Here is a 21,969-nt window from a genome sequence, read left to right as displayed (position 1 = left end):
TTTGTACTCACTCCTTATAATTCTTTGGTCGGAACTATTTTGAGTGTAGCACAAATGACTTTTTTAGTTGTCTAGCTTAATTTTACAATCGGCGGTTAAATAAATAGGAACAAAAAAATTAAATTACTTAATACACACATTAGGGATCATTCATTGAAGGATTAGAAGACAACGAGGATGGCGAAAAATATGATTACAATAGAAAAGTCGTTCTAAACAAATCAGTTCCTAGTATCACACAACGCAAGCCAGTCGATTTGGTGAGATTAGAGGAGTGAAAGCAAACTTTATTATATAAGAAAAAATATTCGAAAGGGATGCTAGTTTAGGTACTAGTGCTGATGAATTAATATTATGCCTCGTAATATTAGGCGTAGTTACTCTAGAGACATCACTATGGACTATGATTTGTCTCAGAGTCACAACATGTTTTTTTATGAAAAGAAACAGCTAAAATAATTAAATTGCGCAATGTTTAAACTTTCTTAAACTATAACCTAATAAATGTGAAGAAATAATGCACAATTTCTTCACATTTATCTTCTATTCTATATACATACCAACCAACAACCCTATATACTTTTTCATTTTTACTCCTCAAGTAAAAATAACTCCTAGACCGCGGCTACCCACCGCGGTCGTTTTTTTATTCTTCAATCAAAATCGCTTTGATACCCAAACCTGCCAAGATTCGGGCAGAAGTATAAGTATTCAATCCTCTTCTGAAAGTAATGTAAACTTTTTTATCTTTTGGGATTTCATTGATTCGATCTCGTAACTCATTCATTGGAATATTTTTTGTTGCCGAGATACTGCCAGAAGGTGCTTTATTAGGTTCACGTATATCTAAAAAGAACGCTTCTTTCAAATCGTTTTCGGGTATATCACTTGCTTTGATCGTTTCTACGATATTCGTCATTTGATTGATTGCGACATAACCAGCTATATTCAACGGGTCACGGGTAGTAGAATACGGTGGAGAGTAAGGCAACTCCAAATCAGGCAAATCAAAGACTGTCAAGTTTCCGGTGATCGCTACAGAAAGTTCTCCCATCCGTTTATCGACACCTTTTTCTCCAAATGCTTGTCCACCTAAAATACGACCGCTATCTGCATCAAAAATCAGCTTTAGATTTAATCTTGTAGCTTCTGGATAGAAATAGGCATGGTCAAAAGGAGTGATAAAAACAGTTTTATAATTTGTTATGCCTGATGCTTTTAATGCATGTTCTGTCATTCCCGCATAACTTGCTGTATGATCAAAGATTTTTGCGACACCTGCACCAATATATCCGCGATAGCGCATAGGCGTACCATTTAAAATATCTGCCAACATATGTCCTTGACGATTGGCCGCACTGGAAAGCATACTTTGGATCGGCTGACCAGTCACTACACTAGTCGTTTCGATAATATCGCCAATCGCATAGATGTCCGGCAGATTGGTTTGTAACTGGTCATCAACAATGATCTGGCCTGTATCTGATAATTGTATGCCGGTTGCTTTCACCACTTCATTATTCGGAGAAACACCAACAGCAAAAATTAGCATATCAGCAGAAAGGACGGAGCCATCTGATAATACTATTTCTCGACCTTTATCACGGATCTCAGTAACTCTTGTTTCTAAATGAACGGCTAATCCTTCTTTCAGCAATTTGTCATAAACTAAATCAGCAATTTCTGGATCATAAGGGAAAGCGACTTGTGGCAATTGATCGATTAAAGTCACGTCTAAGCCGCGATGCTTGAAATTCTCAGCTAATTCCAGACCCATAACACCTGCACCAAGAATGACGACATGTTGTGGATTTTTTTCTTCAAGGAACGATTTGATTCGATCCGCATCCGTCACACTACGGAGGACAAAGCCGTTTTCTGCTTCAAAAACTCCGGGAATATCCGGATAATCTGGTCTAGCACCAGAAGAGATGATCAACTTATCGTAATCTGTTTTTGTTTCTTCATTTGTGGATAGGTCTTTAACTGTTAATCGCTTAGTAGAAGGATCGATTGCTGTTACTTCGTGTTTAGTAAAGACATCGATGTTGTTTTTTGTTTTCAATATTTCTGGTGTACGTTCGATCAGCGAGTCACGGTCAGTGATCACACCTCCTAAATAATAAGGCAAAGCACAACTTGCATAAGAAATATTTTCTCCGCGTTCATAGATAATGATTTCGTGCGCTTCATTCAATCGACGGAAACGAGTGGCAAATGAAGGACCGCCAGCTACACCGCCAATGACAACAACTTTCATAAAAACATCTCCTTTTCTACGTTGATCGTACTATGTTATGGTAAAAAACAGCAAATAATTGTGCCGGAAAATTATTGTTTATTTTGTCAGTAGAGAAAAATAGTAAGAAAAAGAGAAAGGTTTCGCTATGTTTCTGCATAAAAAAGAAAGAGGCTATGACAACAGTGCTGTCACAACCTCTTTCCATTGGCTTTTAATTCTCGTATTCTTCTAATTCCAAGCTTAGTTCTTCCCATTCCGTCAATTTTGTTTCTTGATCTTGTCTAGCAGCTTCTAAATCTTGGTTCAGCTCATTGAGTTTTACGTGATCTTCCAGGTTTTCTGGCGCGACCATTTCTTGTTCCAACTGATCGATCCATTCATCGATCCGCGCCATTTCTTCTTCAACCTGAGTAATTTTTCGTTGAAGGCTACGGATAAGCTTTTGCTGTTCTTTGCTTTGGTAATAATCAGATTTGTTCGTGGGAGCAGGAGCAGATTCTGGCTCATCTTGTGCCAACAATTCGGCGATTTCTTCTTCTTCCTGCTTTTTCTCTAAATAATAATCATAGTCTCCTAGATAGACTTTGCTGCCATTTTCAGAGAGTTCGACGACTTTTGTCGCGATCCGATTGATGAAATATCGGTCATGGGAAACAAAAAGCAGTGTGCCGTCATAATCGATCAATGCATTTTCTAATACTTCTTTGTTGTCAATATCTAAATGGTTTGTTGGTTCATCCAAAATCAAAAAGTTTTCTTTGTTCATCGCTAACTTGGCTAAAGCAACCCGTGCTTTTTCACCGCCACTTAGCAGAGGGATTGGTTTTTCTACATCTTCGCCAGAAAATAAGAAAGCACCTAAAGCACTTCGAATCTCTTTTTCTGGAGTGGTAGGATGCTCATCCCACAATTCTGCTAGGATCGTCTTGTTTGTATGCAGATCAGCTTGACCTTGATCGTAATAGCCGATGGTGACATTTGTCCCTAGCGTTTCTTTTCCACGGATAAAAGGGATCTGGTGAATGATTGATTTCAGCAATGTCGATTTCCCGATACCATTCGGACCTACTAGAGCAATCGCTTCTTGACGACGGATATCTAGATTGATTGGTTCAGATAAGGTGACATTATCATATCCGATAGCGGCATCTTCGATTTGCAAGACTACATTTCCAGAAGGCTTTTCTATACTGAATAGAAAGTTTGCTTGTTTTTCATCCCCTTGAGGACGATCCAGCCGGTCCATTTTTTCTAATGTCTTTCTGCGGCTTTGCGCTCGTTTTGTGGTAGAGGCGCGAACAAGGTTCCGAGCAACGAAGTCTTCTAATTTATGGATTTCTGTTTGCTGCTTTTCATAAGCCTTCCATTCACTTGCTAGCTGTTCTGCTTTCAAATCTAGATATTTCGAATAGTTACCTTTGTAATGGCGCATTTTTCTTCTGCTTAATTCATAGACTTCATTGACTACTTTATCTAAAAAATAACGGTCATGGGAAACAATCAATAATGCACCAGTATAGCTTTGCAGATAATTCTCAAGCCAGGAAAGCGTCTCGATATCTAAATGGTTCGTTGGTTCATCTAGAATCAAAATGTCAGGGTGTTGCAAAAGCATGCGAGCTAAAGCTAAACGAGTGCGCTGTCCGCCTGATAAAGTATCGATTTTCTGATCATAAAATGAAGAATCGAATTTAAACCCATGCAATACGGAACGAATTTCATTTTCATAACCATAGCCGTTTCGATCTGAAAAATCGTGTTGCAGCCGGTCGTATTCTTTTAAATAAGAAGTATATGCAGGTGTGTCTGGCGTACCTTCGCTAATGAAAATCTCTAGCTCGCGCATCCGCTCTTCCATTTGTCTAACTTGTTCAAAAGCTTTCAGCATCTCGTTCCAAACTGTTTCATTGGAATCAAGTCCTGTGTCCTGAGCGAGGTATCCGAGAGTCGCTGTTTTATTTTTAGCGATCTTTCCTTCATCAGGTGCTTCAATTCCAGCAATGATCTTCAATAAAGTCGATTTTCCAGCGCCATTTCTACCAACTAAAGCGACACGAGCGCCTGTACTGATTTCTAAATGTATGTTTTCAAATAAGACTTCTGCACCAAAATGGCGAGCAATCTGATTGGCTTGTAATAATATCATGGAATCCTCTTTTCTACTTTGTGAATTCTCCTCAAATAAAAAACTATTTTTCAATTAGTAGTCTACCATAAATTCCATTATACTGCGAGATTTGCAGAAATGATAAATAAATGAATAAAGAATAAAATTTCACAATATCTGAGCAATGGAATTGATTTTTTCCTATAAATACTGCTATGATGGAGAAATCAAAGATGTAATTAGACAATACGTGGAGGTCATTTCGTGAAAGATCATATTATTCCAAAGGCGACAGCTAAAAGACTGCCTTTGTATTATCGCTATTTAAGGATTTTAAATAATGCTGGAAAGAAAAAAGTGTCTTCAACTGAATTAAGTGAAGCCGTTCAAGTAGATAGTGCAACGATCCGTCGAGATTTTTCTTATTTTGGCGAATTAGGAAAACGTGGGTATGGTTATGATGTAGAAGATCTTATGCACTTTTTTGCAAAGACATTAAACGACGATCAATTGACAAATGTTGCGCTGATCGGTGTAGGGAACTTGGGAAGTGCTTTACTAAAATACAAATTCCATCAAAGTAATAGCATACGTATCAGTTGTGCTTTTGATGTGAATGAGGAAATCGTTGGGCGCATCGTAGACGGTATCCCCGTTTATCCAATGGAAGATATGTCAGAACAAATCAAGATCCAACAAATCGAAGTAGCAATTTTAACGATACCCGCTGAAAGAGCACAAGAAGTAGTCAATCAGTTAACGGAAGCAGGAATCAAAGGAATCTTGAACTTTACCGCTGCTCGATTGAATGCTCCGTCAGATGTATTGATCCAAAATGTTGATTTGACGAATGAATTGCAAACCTTGATCTATTTCTTGCATTCTGACGCAAATGCGCATTCCGAAAATACAGCAGAATAAAAATAAAAAGCGATTGAACAAATGAAGGCAAAACTTTCACTTGTTCAATCGCTTTTTTCTGTTTGGACAACGATTATTTTGTTCGGAAGATTTCTTCATAAGAAAGGGAATCATCTTCTGCTGTCAGTTCATCTAGTAGATAACGGATTTTTTTAAAGTCGATGAACCGTGCTTGCCGAAAGACTTCTTTTCCTTGATGAAAAATCAGGACAACTGGCGCAGTCAGCACTTCAAATTTACTAGCTACTTCTGGTGTTTCAAATGCATCCAAATGAAGTGCCGGAATATCATAATGTGTGAGCAGTTCTTCTAGTCGTGGACGAACAGCGTGACAAACACTGCAATTAGGCATCGAAAGATAAACGACGACAACGGATGATTGTTGCAGTATGTCTTGAACTTCAGTCAAGTTAGTGGTTTGTTTCATTTTTATTCTCCCTTTTGTGATAGAAGTGATATGTATGAGACCTTAATTTAATGGGAATAACAGAAAAAGTCAATTGAAGTGCTTTGGTAAAAAATAAGAGTTGTGTAAAAATTTACAGAGCAACTTGTTTTTTTTTGAATAAAAGCGTATATTTGCAAAGCGAATGAACTAGAAATAAAAAGGAGGAAACTCATGTTTTCTTTTATTCCAAATTCGGTTTTGCAGATGAGTACGATTTTCTTATCGATCGTTATTGAAGCATTACCTTTCGTATTATTAGGCTGTCTTATCTCAGGCGCCTTACAAGTATTTTTGACCCCAGAACGTGTGAAGAGATGGCTTCCTGAAAATCGTATATTCTCTATTTTTACTGGTTCGATCTTAGGATTTTTCTTTCCTTCATGTGAATGCGGCATCGTACCGATCGTTCATCAATTTGTTAAAAAAGGCGTACCAGTTCACACAGCGTTTGCTTTTATGCTGACTGCTCCGATCATCAATCCAATCGTGATTTTTTCCACTTTTATCGCATTTGGCAATTCTTGGCAGATGGCAAGCTGGCGGGTGATAGGCAGCTTTTTTGTTGCCCTTGTGATTGGTGTCTGGCTTGCCTATTTTCAAAAAGACGCTGTATTGAAAGAAAAAATCACGTCTAAAGTAGCAGAAAATCACCATCATCATGTCCATGAAGAAGAACAAAGTGAGAAGAATGAACCAAAAAATCAGCTGATCCATCAAACTGGGCATGTGTTGACACATTCAATCGACGAATTTTTTGATACAGGTCGTTATTTGATCATTGGCGGATTAATCGCAGCTGCGATGCAGACTTATTTACCAACTAGAATTATGCTAACGCTCGGCTCAACAAAGATTTTAGCCATTATCATCATGCTGTTATTGGCCTTTACGATGTCTCTTTGCTCAGAAGCAGATGCGTTTATAGGATCTTCTTTGTTAAGTCTGTTCGGCACAGCACCTGTAGCTGCCTTTTTGGTCTTTGGCCCAATGGTCGATATCAAAAATCTACTGATGATGAAACGATATTTTACAGGACGCTTTATTTTATCGCTGATCGGACTGATTGCCCTTAGCGTTATTGGATTCACATTATTTATTTAGGAGGAAAAATATGCTGCGGTTTTTGATTTTATCTGGGTATTTCGAATTGATGATGTACTTGCAAGTTTCTGGCAAACTCGATCAATATATCAATGTCCATTATCGCTACTTAGCTATTCTTTCAATGATTTTATCTGCTCTTTTGGCTTTAGTTCAGCTGTATTTGTGGGTCAAAAACGGAAAAGCAGAGGAAAAGGCACACGAGCACGATCATGACCATGGGTTGTCAAAACCTTATCAACGTGGAATCGCTTATGTACTGCTAGCTTTGCCAGTAATCGTGGGGACGTTGTTTCCAACAGTTAGTCTCGACACTACGATCGTAGAAGCCAAAGGATTTAATTTCCCAGTAAGTAAAGAATCAGTAGGGGATCCGGAGATGCAGACACAATACTTAAAGCCGGATACCAGTATTTATTTCAACAAATCAGACTACTTAGACCAAATGAATGAGTTGAAAGAAAAGTATGGGGATAAGCAAACTATCAAGATCACAGATGAAAACTATTTAGAAGTTATGGAGCTAATTTATAATTACCCTAGCGAATTCATTGGCAAAAAAATCAGCTATGAAGGATTTGTTTACCAAACACCGAACGATAGCAATACAGATATCTTCTTGTTCCGATTCGGCATTATCCATTGTGTGGCAGATTCAGGAGTCTTTGGTTTGTTGACGCATATGCCGGAAGGAGTAACGGTTAAAAATGATGAATGGTATAAAATAGAAGGAACCATCCAATCAGACTATTATCAACCATTCAAGCGTGAAATCCCATCTGTAGTTGTTACAAACGCTGAGAAAGTCTCTGCTCCGAAAAATCAGTATGTGTATCGTTCTTTTTAAAAGAACAAAATAAATAAACATAGCTCAGACAGCTGACACGCAAGGACGTCGGTTGTCTGGCTTTTTTTGCATGATGTATTCATTTGTTTGATATTTATTTTAGAAGCAGCATCCTGAAAGTATTTGATATCGGTTTCAAAGGTGTTGGAAAAGATTGTGAAGAGAATTACAATTTATTCCTAACATGTATGTTGAAAAGTTGTATGAAATGATTTTGATAGTAAAATATCGAGTGGAGGTACTTTTTATGGTAACGCGTATATTTATTTTGGATGATAGTTTGGTTTTTGAAAAAATGCTAGTAGAAATTTTGGAAGAATCCAGAATTTTATTAAGTCCTTGGAAATTTGAGATCGTTCAGGGATTGAACGTTATACAATTTGTTGAATTCATTAAAAATAATGAAATCTATTCCTCAGATATTTTTTTCCTAGACATCGATTTGAACGCCTATTATAGCGGTATCGAACTAGGCGAAATGCTTAGAGAAAAGAATGAAAAGTGTAAAATTGTTTATCTAACGTCTCATCCGAATAAAGCAATAACTGTTATTAATCGAAAGATTACGCCTAGTGGTTATTTGATAAAAGAATTCACTTATGAAAAAAATAAAAAAAGCATCCAAAGTTACTTATTGAAAGAAAAAGAAAACTATCCTGTTCAACATGCTACGAAAAAAAGGTGGACAACTGTCCGTTATGGTAATAGCGATCACTATGTCCATTACGATGAAATCCTTTATCTAATGAGCATGCCAGGTTATAAAAATAAAATAGGCCTAGTATTGAAAGATGAAGAGATTCTCGTAAACGGCACAATTAAAAAATATAAAAAATCACTCGAATATGAGTATTTATGTAAAGATTTAAAAGCTTATATCATTAATACTGAAAACATCACATCTATTAGCAGAGTAAACGAAATAGTAACATTTGCAAATGGAGAACAACTAGAGATGGGAAAGAGAAGTATTGATAAATTAAAGAATTTTATGCAAGAAAAGATAGAAAATGAATCATTTTAAAGAAAACAAAGACTCATATCTTACCTGTTAGAAGAGTGTTTTCCTGTAGAAGAGAACAACCCAAGTAGCAGCCTAGTCGTTTCTATCCTTTTTTGTTATGCACTCTTTTTGACATTTACTCCACCAATAACGAAGGGTACAATAAAAAGTAATAACAAACAAAAGGAGTACAGAAATGATTGAATTCATCAATGTAAGTAAAAGTTACGGGAAAAAACAAGCATTAAAAGACTTGTCTCTCTCGATAAGACAAGGGGAAATTTTTGGATTTTTAGGACATAATGGTGCCGGAAAATCAACTACGATTAAAAGTTTAGTTAGTATTATTGAACCATCATCGGGAACGATTTTAGTAGATGGAATGAAATTGACGGAAAATCGCTTGAGTATCAAACAAAAAATCGGTTATGTGCCTGATTCCCCAGATATTTTTTTACAATTGACGGCTGGAGAATATTGGGACTTGATTTCAGCTGCCTATGAATTAGACACACAAAAAAAAGAAAAGCGTTTAGCAGAATTGACAGCGCTTTTTGATATGTATAGTCATCAAAATGAAACAATCGCAAGTTTTTCACATGGAATGCGTCAAAAAACGATTTTGATCGGCACGTTGCTGCCAGATCCAGATATTTGGGTATTGGATGAACCTTTGCAAGGACTTGATCCTCAAGCAGCATTTGATTTGAAAGAAATGATGAAGGCTCATGCCGCAAAAGGAAAAACAGTCATTTTTTCTACACATGTATTGGATACCGCACAACAGTTATGCGATAAACTGGCTATTTTGAAGAAAGGTGAATTGATTTATCAGGGGGCAGTTAGTGAATTATTGAATGGCTCACCTGATGAAACGCTAGAAAAGATTTATTTGAAAATGGCTGGAAGGCAAGCGACAGGAGATGGACCGTATGTATAAGCGACAATTATTAGAATTAATTCGAGTTAATCTTTTATATGTTAATCCACAGCTCACGAATAAAGCAAGAGAGAAAGGAAAAAAGGGAAAGCGATTAACTATCTATCTTTTGTCTCAAAATCTTTTTTCAGGGCTGATTTTTTTACTGATTTACGGATTTGCTATGTTTGCTATGAACTTTGTTAAATTGCCAGGTTTCTTTACTTATTACGTGGCACTTTTTGGTATGTTAGGTTTAACTCAAAGTATATCAGTCATTTATAATATCTTTTTTGAAGGAAATGACCTGCAAGTATTTTTGCCTCTGCCTTTTGGACAAGGACAGGTTTTTTCAGCAAAGATTTTGGTAGTTGCTTTGACCATCATCCCTTTTGTTTTTCCGCTTCTAGTCATGTTTATTTTAACCGGATGGCGAGCTGATCTAGGGATTTTGCTTACTATCATTATCTCAATCCTTTTGTTTTCTCTATTTTTGATTATTCTTTTTTGTCTGGCTAGTTTGATTGTTTTTGGTTTGGCTCGAACAGCAGTGTTTAAAAAACATAGAAAAACAGTTTCTAGTATCTTGCTTGGCAGCTCGATGCTGATCGCATTTGCTGGAATCATGTGGATGAATCATCAAACGGGGACTATTGAAAATGAGTTAACAGATCGGCATCCGATTTCGATATTATTGCCATTCTATGATGCTGCCAGTCAGCCACTTTCTCAACAAGGTTTATTGGGTTGGGGAATACTAGCTATCACGGCTCTGGGATTTTTCCTTGCTGTAAAACAGCTGATAGTACCAAAGCTTACAGAGCAACTGACTGATTCAAACAGTGAGTTCAAAATAAAAAGAACCCATAAAAAGAACCAAAATGTGCATCAGCTTTTATTTAGTTACAATGCTCAATTAGTAAAAGAACCTAATTTGATTATGCAAGTTCTTTCTTCTTCCTTGTTAACTCCAATCATTTTTATTCTTGCTTTTGCCCTAGGAGGCGAAATAAAATTAACTGATTTAGATAATAAGTTAATCGGTGTTGTTTTCCTGGTAGGGATCGCATTGGCTTTCTTAACAGTTAATCAGACTTCTTTTATCAGTAATCTTATTTCTTTGGATCAAGAAAATTTTCTGTTTATCCGTTCTTTGCCAATCTCTATGAACCAATATTTAAAAGAAAAGTTCAGATTCGGATGGATATTGCAGAGTTTTTTAACTGGTGGGATCGCATTATTAAGCGGACTGTCTTTTCAGCTGCCTTTGTTTTTTATCCCTAGCTTGCTATTTGGTTCTTTATTCGGTTGCTACTTATTGTCACTACGTTATTTCGCTAGAGATTATCGGTTGCTGCTGCTGAACTGGACCAATATTAACCAATTATTTAACAGAGGTTCAGGAAGTTTGGGTTTAGTCGCAACTATGATGGGTTCATTGATCATCAGTATTATTCTTATCGTCTTATACGGAATGTTGGCTTTGTTTTATCCATTTTGGTTAGTGAATATTCCTGTGATCGGTTTAGTTCTAATACTTTCCGCTCTATGGATCGTTTATTATCAACGAACGTTTTGGAAAAAATTTGAATAAAGAAGAGGGGCCGTGACAAAAATCATGTCGCAGCCCCTTTTTTACAGATAGAGGGTGTTCAAAAGTCAGTTTCTCAGTATTAAGTCAATTTTATGTAAAAATGTGAGAAGCTATTTTTACAAAACTTTTTTTAATACTCATAATTACTTCTTATTGCTCCTGCGGTTACTTGTCGCAATGTTTGTGAGATATTTTGTCATCGCTCAAGGCTGAACGTCTCTTTCACAACCTTTTCTTTGTTACACTTCGTTTATTTAAAAAGCCGTTTTTTTCGTTTCATCATGATTGCGTCACGCTTTACTTTGAAATTACGGATGTTATGGTTAAAGACTTCTGATAATACAAGACCTAAAGCGATTGCTCCAGCAATCATAATTGCTTGGACCGCATAATGAGCCGCTTCTCGATAGGATTCAGTAACGAGATTCCGAACCGCTTGATAAGCTAAACCACCAGGGACTAGAGGAACCATCCCGGGAATATTGAAAATCGTTACGGGCATTTTCAAACGTTTAGAGAAAAGATCGCTGATGAATGCTACTCCTAAAGAACCAAGCAATGAACCAAAAGCAGCAGATCCGCCTATTTGAACACAGATCCAGTAGATCATCCAGCCAAAAGCACCAGAAAGACCACAACAAATCAATGAACGCCTAGGTACATTTGTAATAACGGCAAATGCCGCAGTCGCTAAAAAACTAAAAGAAAACTGAATAAATATCGTCCCCATACTTGTGTTCCTTTCCTAATAAAAAAGCTGGAAAATAAAAGCAATCGCAAAACCGATCATCGTAGCGGTCATCATCGCTTCTGTTCCGCGAGAAACTCCTGAGACATAATGTCCAGCTAGCAAATCACGGATAGCGTTCGTAATTTGAACTCCAGGAACTAAAGGCATCACACATCCGATAATGATTAGATCCTGATTGCTTCCTAAGCCAAAACGTACGCTGTAGATAGCGGCTATGCCAATCAATAAAGAAGATAAAAATTCCGATAAAAATTTGATTCTAAAAAATTTCAAACTATATAGATAAGCTGCGTATCCCAATCCTCCAATGACTAAAGTTACAGGTAAATCGGTCATCTTTCCGCCAAATAACACCATAATTGTTCCACTGATCACTGCCGCGCTAACGATTTGCAACCAGACAGGAAAGAAAGAACGGTCTCGGTCGATTGCTTGCAGTTCGCAGTAAAGTTCTTCTAATGTTAGCTCTGAAGCAACATATTTACGTGAAAGATCATTTACTTTTACTACTTTTTCTAAATTAATCGAACGGTTGGTAATTTGTTCCATTCGGATGGTCGAGGTACGATCAAGACCAATAAAGAGACCGGTTTGAGTGACATAGCTGACCAAACGGAAATTTCCAGAAGCTAAAGCAATTCGACTCATCGTATCTTCTACCCGATACATCTCCGCATTGCTTTCCATCATGATTTTCCCAGCGAGTAAACAAGTGTCCAGCAACAGATCTAATTCTTTTCCCGTCATAGCATCTTCTCCAATAATTGATTGATTAGTTTTATTTTACTACAAAACATACCAGAAGCGTAAAGAATAAAAAAACTTGAGGAAGGAATAAAAGAGGCGTATACTGTTTTTGTATTGCGGGTGTAGTTTAGTGGTAAAATCCCAGCTTCCCAAGCTGATGTCGCGGGTTCGATTCCCGTCACCCGCTTAAAATAGGTTGTGAAAAAGCTGCTCTGCAACAAGTAATAAGAACAGCCAAGCAAAAACAACTTCTTATGTTTTTAACTTGGATGGACTTATTACCGCAGATGCAAGCTTTTGCGCACCGTTTACCAAGCGGTTTTGAAATCAGTGTATTGTCTTGAGTATGAAGAAAATTTTTGAATAATAATAAATACCTTACAGATAGAGTGGTGACTGATTAGAGACGAGGAATCCGTCTCTTTTTTGTATTTTTAAGCCATCTTAAAACAGGTTTTATTTTTTGCTGTTTCTATTTCTTTCTAGTATTTATTTATAGGGGAACATATGTTAAGATTTAGGGAGCTGTTAGTAAAGGAGTAAAGAAATGAGCAAAAAAACAACCAAGGCGATCGTGGGGATCGTCGCTGCTGTGATTGCAGGGGCATTCGGTGTTTCCACCACACAAAAAGATTCAGATATCTTTCAGCAGATTACAACTATTTTTGATTCCACACCACAAGCTTCTCAAGTAGCGGATGTGCCAGAATATGATGGAAAACATCAAGAAATAGAAATCAATGGGAATCAGCCGGAATTTACAAAAGAGGATCTTAGCCTTTCCAAAGGGACATGGGAAAGCTATTCAAATATTGATAAATTGAACAGAGTAGGACAAGCCAATGCTATGCTTGGAAAAGATTTGTTCCCTACTGAAAAGAGAGAGCCTTTGTATATTGACCCGACAGGTTGGAAACAAAAGAAATTAAGTGACGGGCAATGGTTATATAATCGCAGCCATTTAATTGGTTTCCAGCTGACTGGTCAAAATAACAACATTAAAAACTTGATGACAGGGACACGTTCGTTGAATGCTCCATACATGCTTGCTCACGAAAATGATATTGCGGCATATATCAAAGAAACAAATCATCATGTACGCTACCGTGTCACTCCTCATTTTGAGGGGGATGAACTGGTAGCCAGGGGAGTGCAATTGGAAGCAGAAAGCATTGAAGACAAAAAAATTGAATTCAATGTCTTTATCTACAATGTTCAAGATGGCTACACGATCAATTATGAGACAGGACAAGCAACAAAAACAAAAAATTAGTAGCAGCTATTCGAATTTTTTATGAATATTATGAAAAAATTGTGTAAAAACATACATTCAAAGAAATATAGCGTATACTTTATGAAAAGAGTACTTTTGATAAAACTACAGAAAAAAGGAAAAAAACATACAAATAGTGTTTCTTAATTTATTCGGAAGTTTGGAATATTTGTTTGTAGTTTTCCCTTTCTTCGAGTAAAATAAGGTTGTAGAAGGTAAGCTGGAATTACCTTGCGGGAAAGAGGTGTAGAATCATGGGTTTTACAGATGAAACCGTACGTTTTGGTTTTGACGATAGTCGCAAAAAAGAAGTGAGCGAAACATTAGCGATTGTTTATCGGGCTTTGGAAGAAAAAGGCTACAATCCAATCAATCAGATTGTCGGCTACTTGCTTTCTGGAGACCCGGCCTACATTCCTCGTTATCGTGATGCTCGAAATTTGATTCGCCGTCACGAACGCGATGAGATCATGGAAGTAATTGTCAAGGACTACCTCTCAAATCATGGAGTGAATTTATGAGAGTAATGGGCTTGGATGTCGGTTCTAAGACAGTAGGTGTTGCTATCAGTGACCCCTTTGGCTGGACAGCTCAAGGAGTAGAGATCATTCGGATCAATGAAGCAGAAGAAGAGTTTGGCTTTGATCGGTTGAAGGAATTAGTAGCACAATATGAAGTAGACCGGTTTGTAGTTGGATTACCTAAAAATATGAACAATTCCATCGGACCAAGGGCAGAGGCTTCCATGTCATACGGAGAAAAGATCAAAGAACTATTCTCCTTGCCAGTTGATTATCAAGATGAACGATTAACCACTGTTCAGGCAGAACGTATGCTAGTAGAGCAGGCAAATACTTCAAGAGCCAAACGAAAAAAAGTCATCGATAAATTAGCAGCTGTGATGATCTTACAAAATTATTTAGACGGCTCAGGTAAGCAATTATTTTAATAATAAAAGAAAAGAGGTAATCTTATGACAGAACATAACCATTCCCACGACCATGAAGGACACGAACACATCACATTGGTGGATGACCAAGGAAATGAAACATTATATGAAATCCTACTAACAGTTGACGGACAAGAAGAATTTGGACGTAACTATGTTCTTTTATATCCTGCTGGTGTTTCAGAAGATGAAGATGTAGAATTACAAGCTTATGCATACATCGAAAACGAAGATGGAACAGAAGGCGAGTTAGAACAAATCGAAACAGACGCAGAATGGGACATGATTGAAGAAGTATTCAATACATTCATGGCGGAAGAAGAAGAATAGAACAAAAGAATGAATGAATTAATAAGATATAAAAAAAGGGATTGTGACAAACGTCTTGTCACAATCCCTTTTTCCAAATAAACGATGTTCAATCAGCTGCCCCTCGGCATTCGCTCGAAAAACGGCGAAATATGAAGAACTATTTTGCCATTTGTTTCTCTAATAATCAGGTCAAAACGTTGACTTCACAGTCTCTTCCTTAAACGGTGTTCTCCTGCCAACTCCTCGGTCACAAGTCACAATATTCAACAAACATGAGAAGCTGTTTTTTGAAATTGTTCCTTGTGACTCAAAGCTGAACGGCAGGCTCACGACCTCTTCCTTAAACGGTGTTCTCCTGCCAACTCCTCGGTCACAAGTCACAATATTCAACAAACATGAGAAGCTGTTTTTTGAAATTGTTCCTTGTGACTCGGAGCTGAACGGCAGGCTCACGACCTCTTTCTTAAACGGTGTTCAAAAGCTTGCATCTGCGGTAATAAGTTCAACCAAACGAAAAATAGGAGGAGCTATTTTTGTTTGGCTGTTCTTATTACTTGATGCAGGACAGCTTTTTCACAACCTCTTTTCGTTTAGTACTACATTTCCTTAAAAAGTAGAAAAGCTTTCGAAGCCTCGTTCGTTTCTTTTACTGTATAATATAAGTAAAGAGTAAAAATCGCTAAAAGATATAAATAAGAGAAAGGATATACAAGATGATATGATTGGTCTGATTTATTTTGTGGTGATCGTTCTGGCAAATACAGTTGGCGCTATTTCCGGCATGGGCGGAGGCGTGTTGATCAAACCGATTCTTGATCTTATCGGTGCCCATTCTATTGCAGGTATTTCTTTTTACTCAACGGTTGCGGTATTCACGATGTCTATTGTTTCGACAGTGCGACAAGTATCAAGTGGGAAATCGCTGAATTGGCAGATTGTCGGTTGGGTATCTGGTGGAGCTGTAGTTGGAGGAATAGCCGGTAACATTGTATTCGAAGTTTTTTTACGGTTGTTTGAAAATGAAAAGCATGTGCAGCTGATCCAAATTTTCTTGACGGTATTGACCTTGGTTTTTGCGTTCTTCTACACCAAGCATCATCAGCCAAAATTTCATCTAACGTCATGGATTTGGTATCTTATATGTGGGGGGATCTTGGGCTTTTTAGCTAGCTTTTTAGGTATCGGTGGTGGACCCATCAATGTTTCATTACTGATGCTGATGTTTGCTTTGCCAATAAAAGAAGCAACGCTGTATTCTCTATCTACGATTTTCTTTTCTCAACTGGCTAAATTGGTAACGATTGCTTTAACAAGTGGCTTTATGCGCTTTGATTTATCTATGTTGTTTTATATTATCCCCGCTGCTGTTATTGGAGGTTTGTGGGGAGCAAAATTTAGCAGGATTTTGTCTCCAAAAAAAGTGACCTTTATTTTTCAAGTAATTGTCCTCGTGGTTCTTTTGGTCAATTGTTACAATGCCTTTGTCATCTTACAAACATTAGGAGAATCTAGACTAACGCAAGTCAAAATCACTGAAACATATTGTTCTAAATGAAAAAAAAAGTATACTATGATAAAAAAATTCATTTTAAAAAATCAGAAATTGGCTGGTGATTTGGATGTTACGGGAAATGCGTTTAGAAGATGCAGAAGCACTACGTGAAATCAATGCGGATCAATTAGGGTATGATATACCATTAACCGTTACGGTGAGACAAATGAAGAAACTGCTGAAGGAGCCAGAGAAAAATTTTTTCTTGGTTTATGAAGATCCTACTTCTAAAAAAGCAGCTGGCTATGTACAAGCGGAGTCCTATGAATCGATTTTTAGCGATCCAATGTTCAATATTATGGCACTTGCTGTGTCTAAATATGCTGAAAAAAGAGGCATCGGAAAGGCTTTGATGACTGGCGTAGAAGAAGAAGCGAAAAAACGAGGAATAACGGCAATAAGGCTTAATTCTGCAGAATACAGAGTAGAAGCACACCAATTTTATGAACACATCGGTTATCATTCCGATAAAATGCAAAAAAGATTTTTGAAAATCCTGTAAATCTTTATCAAAAAAATACCCGATCATCAAGCGGATACTTGATGATCAGGTATTTTTGTTTTTTTGACTAAGAAAGTAATTGCATCAAGAAACCAGAGATGATCAAAACGATGGCACCACCAAGTCGATTGCCCATTTGAGCAAAAGCAATAAGTTCCATCCGATTAGCTGCAGATAAGACGGCTACATTTCCTGTTCCGCCCATCGAGTTGTTGCATAAGCCAGCAGTAATAGTTGATTCAATTGGATATAAACCAAACAAACGACCGACAAATCCTGAAACAACTGAAATCGCGATAACACTTGTCAGACATAAGACAACAAATTGCCATGTCAAAGCAGAAGCTAATACATTCAGATTCAGCAACGCAATACCGATACCGGCAAGAACAGCTGCTGTCAAGTTTTTGACAATCAAGTTATTGAACATGATAGCTGCATCTTCATAATATTCTGGTAATAGGTTGGCGATTTTACAGATGACAACGATAATAATCATAAATGCGTATGCATGGACTTTAGGAACAAAATAGTTACCAATTTGTCCTAAGATGAAGAAAGTCAATGATACCATCAAACCAACACCTAACTGTGGAATGGAAGGTTTCACAGTTCGAGGTTTTCCATCGCCAAGATCGCCTTTTTCCATTAATTTACCATTGCCGTTGAATTTTGGCATTGATTGTCCAGCACGAGCAACTAATGCTGCACCGATGATAGCTAAGACATTTGTCATTGCTGTAGCAGGAATCAGGCGGGAAATGATAGAAGAAGCATCCGTACCTAAAACATTTGCATAAATCGTTGATAAAGGAACGGCTCCGGCTCCAACACCACCAGCCATCGCAGGTAATGAGATGTATAAAACGGAATTTGCAAAACCATTTCCGATAAGCATGCCCACGAGTCCTACGGCAAAAAAGGAGACGACCATTGAAATAAGTGCAACGGGAATAAAACGAACAGAAGCTTTCATCAATAGATTACGGTTCATACCAAGGATGCTACCAGTAATCAAGGCAGCAATATAAAAGTCCAAAAAGCCCATATTGCTGACAAAGTTTTCTGTGGATTTCACTACATATTCAGGTAAGATCCCAAATGTAGCAATCGCAGCAGAAGCGAAGATCGCAAAAACGGAACCACCACCCAAATAACTTTTGACGATAGGGATTTTTGTCCCGATAAAATGAAATAAATTACCGAAAATAACCAAAACTGCGATTGGTCCAATCATATTCGTCGGTAATTTCCCTAAAGCCATTGCAATGATCAGGACAAGGACCATGATCAAATAAAGTGGCAAACTTACGCCGGTGATTTTTGTGGACCAAAAACCTTCTTTTTTCTTTTCCTCAACTGCAGTTGCAGTTGTTGTTTTTTGTGCCATTTTTACAGATCCTTTCTTATTCTGTATCATATGAAAAAAGCCAAAGAAAAGCGGCAAAAGAGCAGGAGTTGGCTGGCCGCTGTTTTGCCGCAGTCGCTTTTTTCTTTTTAGACGTCATACAAAGTTTCTGTATGTTCTTTTACTATAACGATCTTAATCTTCTAAAGATTTATATTCAGGAACCCATTTAGCAGATTCAACTGCTTCTTTGATATCCGTGATTTCTTCACGATTCAAGTTTTGTGCGACAACTGATTTTGCGACAGTTTCAGCAATCGTTTGAGAAAATTCAGTGATTTTTGCTACTGGAGGCAAGATAGCTGCTCCTGGTTTTGTTACATCAACGATTCCGCCTAATGCTCGACTAGCTTGAGAAATGATTTCAGCATTTACTCGTGTAGCTGTTGAAGCAATCAAACCAAGTCCTAAACCTGGGTACATCAAAGCATTATTTGCTTGACCGATTTGGTAAGTTACACCATTATATTCAACATCAGCAGCAGGGATACCTGTTCCAACTAATGCTTTTCCGTCCGTCCATTCTATTAAATCTTTTGCTTTTGCTTCTGCCAATTTTGTTGGATTAGACAAAGGCATGATGATCGGACGTGGTGTATGAGCAGCCATTTCTTTCACGATTTCTTCAGTGAATGCTCCAGGTTGGGTAGAAGTACCAATCATGATTGTCGGATGAATCGCTTTTACAACTGCTTCTAAGTTTGTCAATTCATCAGCATTAATGAATTCTGAGCGTTTGCGAGCGAATGGGATTTGACCAGGAGTCAATCCTTCTGTATCTTCAAACAATAAACCTTGTTTATCTACTTGATAGAAATGTTGGCGTGCTTCTTCTTCAGGTACACCTTGACGGATCATTTCATCTAAAAGGATGTTTGCGATACCCACACCAGCAGTACCAGCACCAAATGTCAAAATTATTTGGTCTTTCAATTGTTCACCGGATATATTCAATCCGCCTAATACACCTGCTAGGACAACAATTCCTGTACCTTGGATATCGTCGTTGAAAGTAGTGATTTGATCTTCGTATTTTTCTAAGATCGCTGCAGCATTTCCTCGTCCAAAATCTTCCCAATGCAATAACAATTCTGGGAATAATTCGGTAGCTGATTGAACGAATTGATCGATGAATTCATAGTAAGTTTCGCCTTCTACACGAGCATGACGATTGCCTAAGTATAAGGGATTATTCAATAATTCTTCATTATTAGTACCAGCGTCGATCGATACAGGCAAAACTTGTGCTGGATTAATACCAGCAGCAGCAGTATAGACCATCAATTTGCCGATAGCGATGTCAACACCGTTCACACCCCAGTCGCCCATACCTAAGATTCCTTCTGCATCAGTCACAACAATCAAACGAATGTCTCGTCCATCTGCCGCGTTCTTCAAACTTGCTTTGATGTTTTCTGGTTCGTTGATTGAAAGAAATGCAGCATCTTGCGGTTTCAAGAAAATTTCGTTGTATTGTTCGATTGAATCCGCGACGACAGGATCATAAACGACAGGCATGAATTCAACTAAATGTTCGCCCATCAATTTATAAAACAATGTCCGATTCGTATTGAATAGATTCATTAAGAAGATACGTTTTTCCAAATCTGTTTGTTTGCTTAAGTATTGACCATAAGCTTGAACAGATTGTTGTTCCAGTGTCTGGACAGTACTTGGAAGCATACCAGTGATTCCATATTTTGCCCGTTCTTCTTTTGTAAAAGCTGTTCCTTTATTTAGAAAAGGATTATTTAATAAGTTTAACCCTGTAAGCATGAATGATTCCTCCTAAGTTTTAATACAAACGAAGTATAGAAGTCAGATGATGATATAGTCAAAAAGAGCAGGTATGATAAATTTTATTTATATGTAATATAGCCAAAAGAAATCAAAATAGCAGTATTTGTTCTTTTTATATCGACAATCCTTGCTTGAATACTATGCGTATCTCTTATATGCTAGAGAAAGAAAAGTAGAAGAATAAGGGATAGATGGAATGGATAAATAGGATTTCTGAGGAAAAAAGCACATGATAGCGTTGATAGGAGTCACCTATGTCAGGTGATAAAAATACATAAGTAGAAAATTAAGAGGAGGAAGAGAAAATGAAAGAAGTTCAATTGATTAGAAAAAGCGAACTATCAGAAGGCGGTTGCAATGCATGTGGCGTAGTAGAAGCGACAAGCTATACATTCCAATCAAGCAATAATCTCTGAACTGACAGTAGGCGGTCTTGTGGACAGTCTGGCGCTTGCTGAAGGTTTTACTGGAGAAGATATTTATGAGATGTTTTCAGAAGTCCGTCAGTTAAAAAAAGGAGAAAAATGCATAGAGGTTCATCATGAGAGCCCGAATGTGAGGTTCAAACGTGGTGATAATGAGATGATCTTCAAGAATCATGTGTCTGATCACACTGAACTATATGAAATCGTGAATCAAATACTGTCTGGGCTTTTTGAATTAGGACCTTATGAGTTCAAGGAAGAAAACGGTAATCCAAAATTAAATGAAGAATGGCAAGAAACGATTGAAACACAAAGAAACAATCCACACTTATTTCAATAGTCTTCCACAGTATTTCGTAAAAATGTTGATGAAAAAGAAACACCGTGAATCAGAGGTCGTGAAAAAGCTGCCCTGCATCAAGTAATAAGAACAGCCAAACAAAAATAGCTCCTCCTATTTTTCGTTTGGTTGGGCTTAATACCGAGAAAATGGCTTTTGAACACCGTTTATTCAAAAAAAGGGACTTTGACACGAATTTTGTCAGAGTCCCATCGGTTTTTTATCTATTTTTATTACAATCATTTCTTCCAGAGTAGTGACATCTGGAATGGCTGAAATGTAAACAGATTATTTGCCTGTATCAATGTCGAAGAGTAATATAAAAAGTGTAAACGCTATCATATTGTTCGTCATTCAATTTTTATAGAAAGAAGGCATTTAGATGGAAAAAACATATCAAGCAGGTACAAATGAAGGAATAGTAGATTTTATCAATATGGAAGATTTAGAAATCGCGGCTTCACAAGTGATTCCAGCTGGTGGTTATGGTTACATCAGCAGTGGTGCTGGCGACTTATTTACTTATCAAGAAAATGAACGGGCATTCAATCATCGTTTGATTATTCCTCATGTATTAAGAGATGTAGAATTACCCGATACAACTACACATTTTGACGAAGAAATGCTGACTGCACCAATCATCATGGCACCAGTTGCTGCTCATGGATTAGCTCATGTGAAGGCGGAGAAAGCTTCTGCAAAAGGTGTAGCAGATTTTGGGACGATCT

The 21,969-nt window shown here is 37.5% G+C and carries 20 protein-coding genes, 1 tRNA gene and 1 pseudogene; 15 read left to right on the top strand and 7 right to left on the bottom strand.

Annotated features, from left to right (window positions below):
* Positions 1 to 646 precede the first annotated feature (646 nt).
* Positions 647 to 2,260 carry an FAD-dependent oxidoreductase gene (locus DIZ30_RS11220; protein WP_002323591.1) on the bottom strand — a complete coding sequence of 538 codons (1,614 nt, stop codon included), beginning with the start codon at positions 2,258 to 2,260 and terminating at the stop codon, positions 647 to 649.
* A gap of 193 nt (positions 2,261 to 2,453) precedes the next feature.
* Positions 2,454 to 4,388: an ABC-F family ATP-binding cassette domain-containing protein gene (locus DIZ30_RS11210; protein ID WP_002323592.1), complete on the bottom strand. Its 1,935-nt coding sequence runs from the start codon at positions 4,386 to 4,388 to the stop codon at positions 2,454 to 2,456.
* A 225-nt stretch (positions 4,389 to 4,613) separates the two neighbouring features.
* Between DIZ30_RS11210 and DIZ30_RS11205 the strand changes: the two genes are divergently transcribed.
* On the top strand, positions 4,614 to 5,270 hold the full coding sequence (locus tag DIZ30_RS11205) for a redox-sensing transcriptional repressor Rex (protein ID WP_002287746.1): 657 nt from the start codon (positions 4,614 to 4,616) through the stop codon (positions 5,268 to 5,270).
* 73 nt (positions 5,271 to 5,343) lie between these two features.
* Here DIZ30_RS11205 and DIZ30_RS11200 read toward each other — a convergent pair whose 3' ends face one another.
* A complete protein-coding gene (locus tag DIZ30_RS11200) occupies positions 5,344 to 5,697 on the bottom strand; it encodes a thioredoxin family protein (RefSeq protein ID WP_002323593.1) in 354 nt (117 codons plus the stop codon).
* Between the two features lie 192 nt (positions 5,698 to 5,889).
* Between DIZ30_RS11200 and DIZ30_RS11195 the strand changes: the two genes are divergently transcribed.
* The 5 genes from DIZ30_RS11195 to DIZ30_RS11175 all read left to right on the top strand — a co-directional run bounded on the left by DIZ30_RS11195 (position 5,890) and on the right by DIZ30_RS11175 (position 11,182).
* Positions 5,890 to 6,819, top strand: a complete 930-nt coding sequence (locus DIZ30_RS11195) for a permease (protein ID WP_002287744.1) — start codon at positions 5,890 to 5,892, stop codon at positions 6,817 to 6,819.
* Positions 6,820 to 6,829: 10 nt separating this feature from the next.
* Positions 6,830 to 7,666, top strand: coding sequence for a TIGR03943 family putative permease subunit (locus DIZ30_RS11190; RefSeq protein ID WP_002287743.1), 837 nt, complete (start codon positions 6,830 to 6,832; stop codon positions 7,664 to 7,666).
* 247 nt (positions 7,667 to 7,913) lie between these two features.
* A complete protein-coding gene (locus DIZ30_RS11185; protein WP_002325087.1) occupies positions 7,914 to 8,690 on the top strand; it encodes a LytTR family DNA-binding domain-containing protein in 777 nt (258 codons plus the stop codon).
* Positions 8,691 to 8,865: 175 nt separating this feature from the next.
* Positions 8,866 to 9,609 carry an ABC transporter ATP-binding protein gene (locus tag DIZ30_RS11180; RefSeq protein ID WP_002287741.1) on the top strand — a complete coding sequence of 248 codons (744 nt, stop codon included), beginning with the start codon at positions 8,866 to 8,868 and terminating at the stop codon, positions 9,607 to 9,609.
* Positions 9,602 to 11,182 (top strand): hypothetical protein, encoded by a 1,581-nt coding sequence (locus DIZ30_RS11175; RefSeq protein WP_002323596.1) that lies wholly within the window; start codon positions 9,602 to 9,604, stop codon positions 11,180 to 11,182. Before DIZ30_RS11180 ends, DIZ30_RS11175 begins: the two co-directional genes overlap by 8 nt.
* 250 nt (positions 11,183 to 11,432) lie before the next feature.
* Here the strand turns inward: DIZ30_RS11175 and DIZ30_RS11170 are convergent, their stop codons facing one another.
* Together DIZ30_RS11170 and DIZ30_RS11165 are read right to left on the bottom strand one after the other, a co-directional pair.
* The gene (locus DIZ30_RS11170; protein WP_002289868.1) at positions 11,433 to 11,912 is read right to left on the bottom strand and encodes a threonine/serine exporter family protein; all 480 of its coding nucleotides are present in this window, start codon (positions 11,910 to 11,912) and stop codon (positions 11,433 to 11,435) included.
* A 15-nt stretch (positions 11,913 to 11,927) separates the two neighbouring features.
* On the bottom strand, positions 11,928 to 12,680 hold the full coding sequence (locus tag DIZ30_RS11165) for a threonine/serine exporter family protein (RefSeq protein WP_002289867.1): 753 nt from the start codon (positions 12,678 to 12,680) through the stop codon (positions 11,928 to 11,930).
* 116 nt (positions 12,681 to 12,796) lie between these two features.
* Here DIZ30_RS11165 and DIZ30_RS11160 point away from each other — a divergent pair.
* The 7 genes from DIZ30_RS11160 to DIZ30_RS11120 all read left to right on the top strand — a co-directional run bounded on the left by DIZ30_RS11160 (position 12,797) and on the right by DIZ30_RS11120 (position 17,268).
* A tRNA-Gly gene (locus DIZ30_RS11160) sits at positions 12,797 to 12,867 on the top strand.
* A gap of 360 nt (positions 12,868 to 13,227) precedes the next feature.
* Complete coding sequence (locus DIZ30_RS11155) at positions 13,228 to 13,953, top strand: DNA/RNA non-specific endonuclease (protein WP_002300763.1); 726 nt, start codon at positions 13,228 to 13,230, stop codon at positions 13,951 to 13,953.
* Between the two features lie 254 nt (positions 13,954 to 14,207).
* A complete protein-coding gene (locus tag DIZ30_RS11150; protein ID WP_002290885.1) occupies positions 14,208 to 14,474 on the top strand; it encodes an IreB family regulatory phosphoprotein in 267 nt (88 codons plus the stop codon).
* Positions 14,471 to 14,902 (top strand): Holliday junction resolvase RuvX, encoded by a 432-nt coding sequence (gene ruvX / locus DIZ30_RS11145; protein ID WP_002296503.1) that lies wholly within the window; start codon positions 14,471 to 14,473, stop codon positions 14,900 to 14,902. Before DIZ30_RS11150 ends, ruvX begins: the two co-directional genes overlap by 4 nt.
* A 24-nt stretch (positions 14,903 to 14,926) precedes the next feature.
* Positions 14,927 to 15,232, top strand: coding sequence for a DUF1292 domain-containing protein (locus DIZ30_RS11140; RefSeq protein ID WP_002290887.1), 306 nt, complete (start codon positions 14,927 to 14,929; stop codon positions 15,230 to 15,232).
* Positions 15,233 to 15,932: 700 nt separating this feature from the next.
* Positions 15,933 to 16,769, top strand: a complete 837-nt coding sequence (locus DIZ30_RS11125; protein WP_002325086.1) for a sulfite exporter TauE/SafE family protein — start codon at positions 15,933 to 15,935, stop codon at positions 16,767 to 16,769.
* A 64-nt stretch (positions 16,770 to 16,833) separates the two neighbouring features.
* Positions 16,834 to 17,268: a GNAT family N-acetyltransferase gene (locus DIZ30_RS11120; protein WP_002306155.1), complete on the top strand. Its 435-nt coding sequence runs from the start codon at positions 16,834 to 16,836 to the stop codon at positions 17,266 to 17,268.
* 67 nt (positions 17,269 to 17,335) lie between these two features.
* Here the strand turns inward: DIZ30_RS11120 and DIZ30_RS11115 are convergent, their stop codons facing one another.
* The gene (locus DIZ30_RS11115) at positions 17,336 to 18,658 is read right to left on the bottom strand and encodes a 2-hydroxycarboxylate transporter family protein (protein WP_002301062.1); all 1,323 of its coding nucleotides are present in this window, start codon (positions 18,656 to 18,658) and stop codon (positions 17,336 to 17,338) included.
* 153 nt (positions 18,659 to 18,811) lie between these two features.
* Positions 18,812 to 20,452, bottom strand: a complete 1,641-nt coding sequence (locus DIZ30_RS11110; RefSeq protein ID WP_002334102.1) for a malolactic enzyme — start codon at positions 20,450 to 20,452, stop codon at positions 18,812 to 18,814.
* A gap of 329 nt (positions 20,453 to 20,781) precedes the next feature.
* Between DIZ30_RS11110 and DIZ30_RS11105 the strand changes: the two are divergent.
* Together DIZ30_RS11105 and DIZ30_RS13755 are read left to right on the top strand one after the other, a co-directional pair.
* Positions 20,782 to 21,241, top strand: a pseudogene (locus tag DIZ30_RS11105) (DUF4809 family protein).
* Between the two features lie 382 nt (positions 21,242 to 21,623).
* Positions 21,624 to 21,969 (top strand): alpha-hydroxy-acid oxidizing protein (locus DIZ30_RS13755; RefSeq protein ID WP_234414807.1); only part of this gene is annotated, 346 nt, incomplete at its 3' end.

This window comes from Enterococcus sp. H57, assembly GCF_003112495.1.
Taxonomy (GTDB): domain Bacteria; phylum Bacillota; class Bacilli; order Lactobacillales; family Enterococcaceae; genus Enterococcus_B; species Enterococcus_B faecium.
The sequence above is the reverse complement of the archived record's forward strand: the minus strand, read 5'-3'. Positions and strand labels throughout refer to the sequence as shown.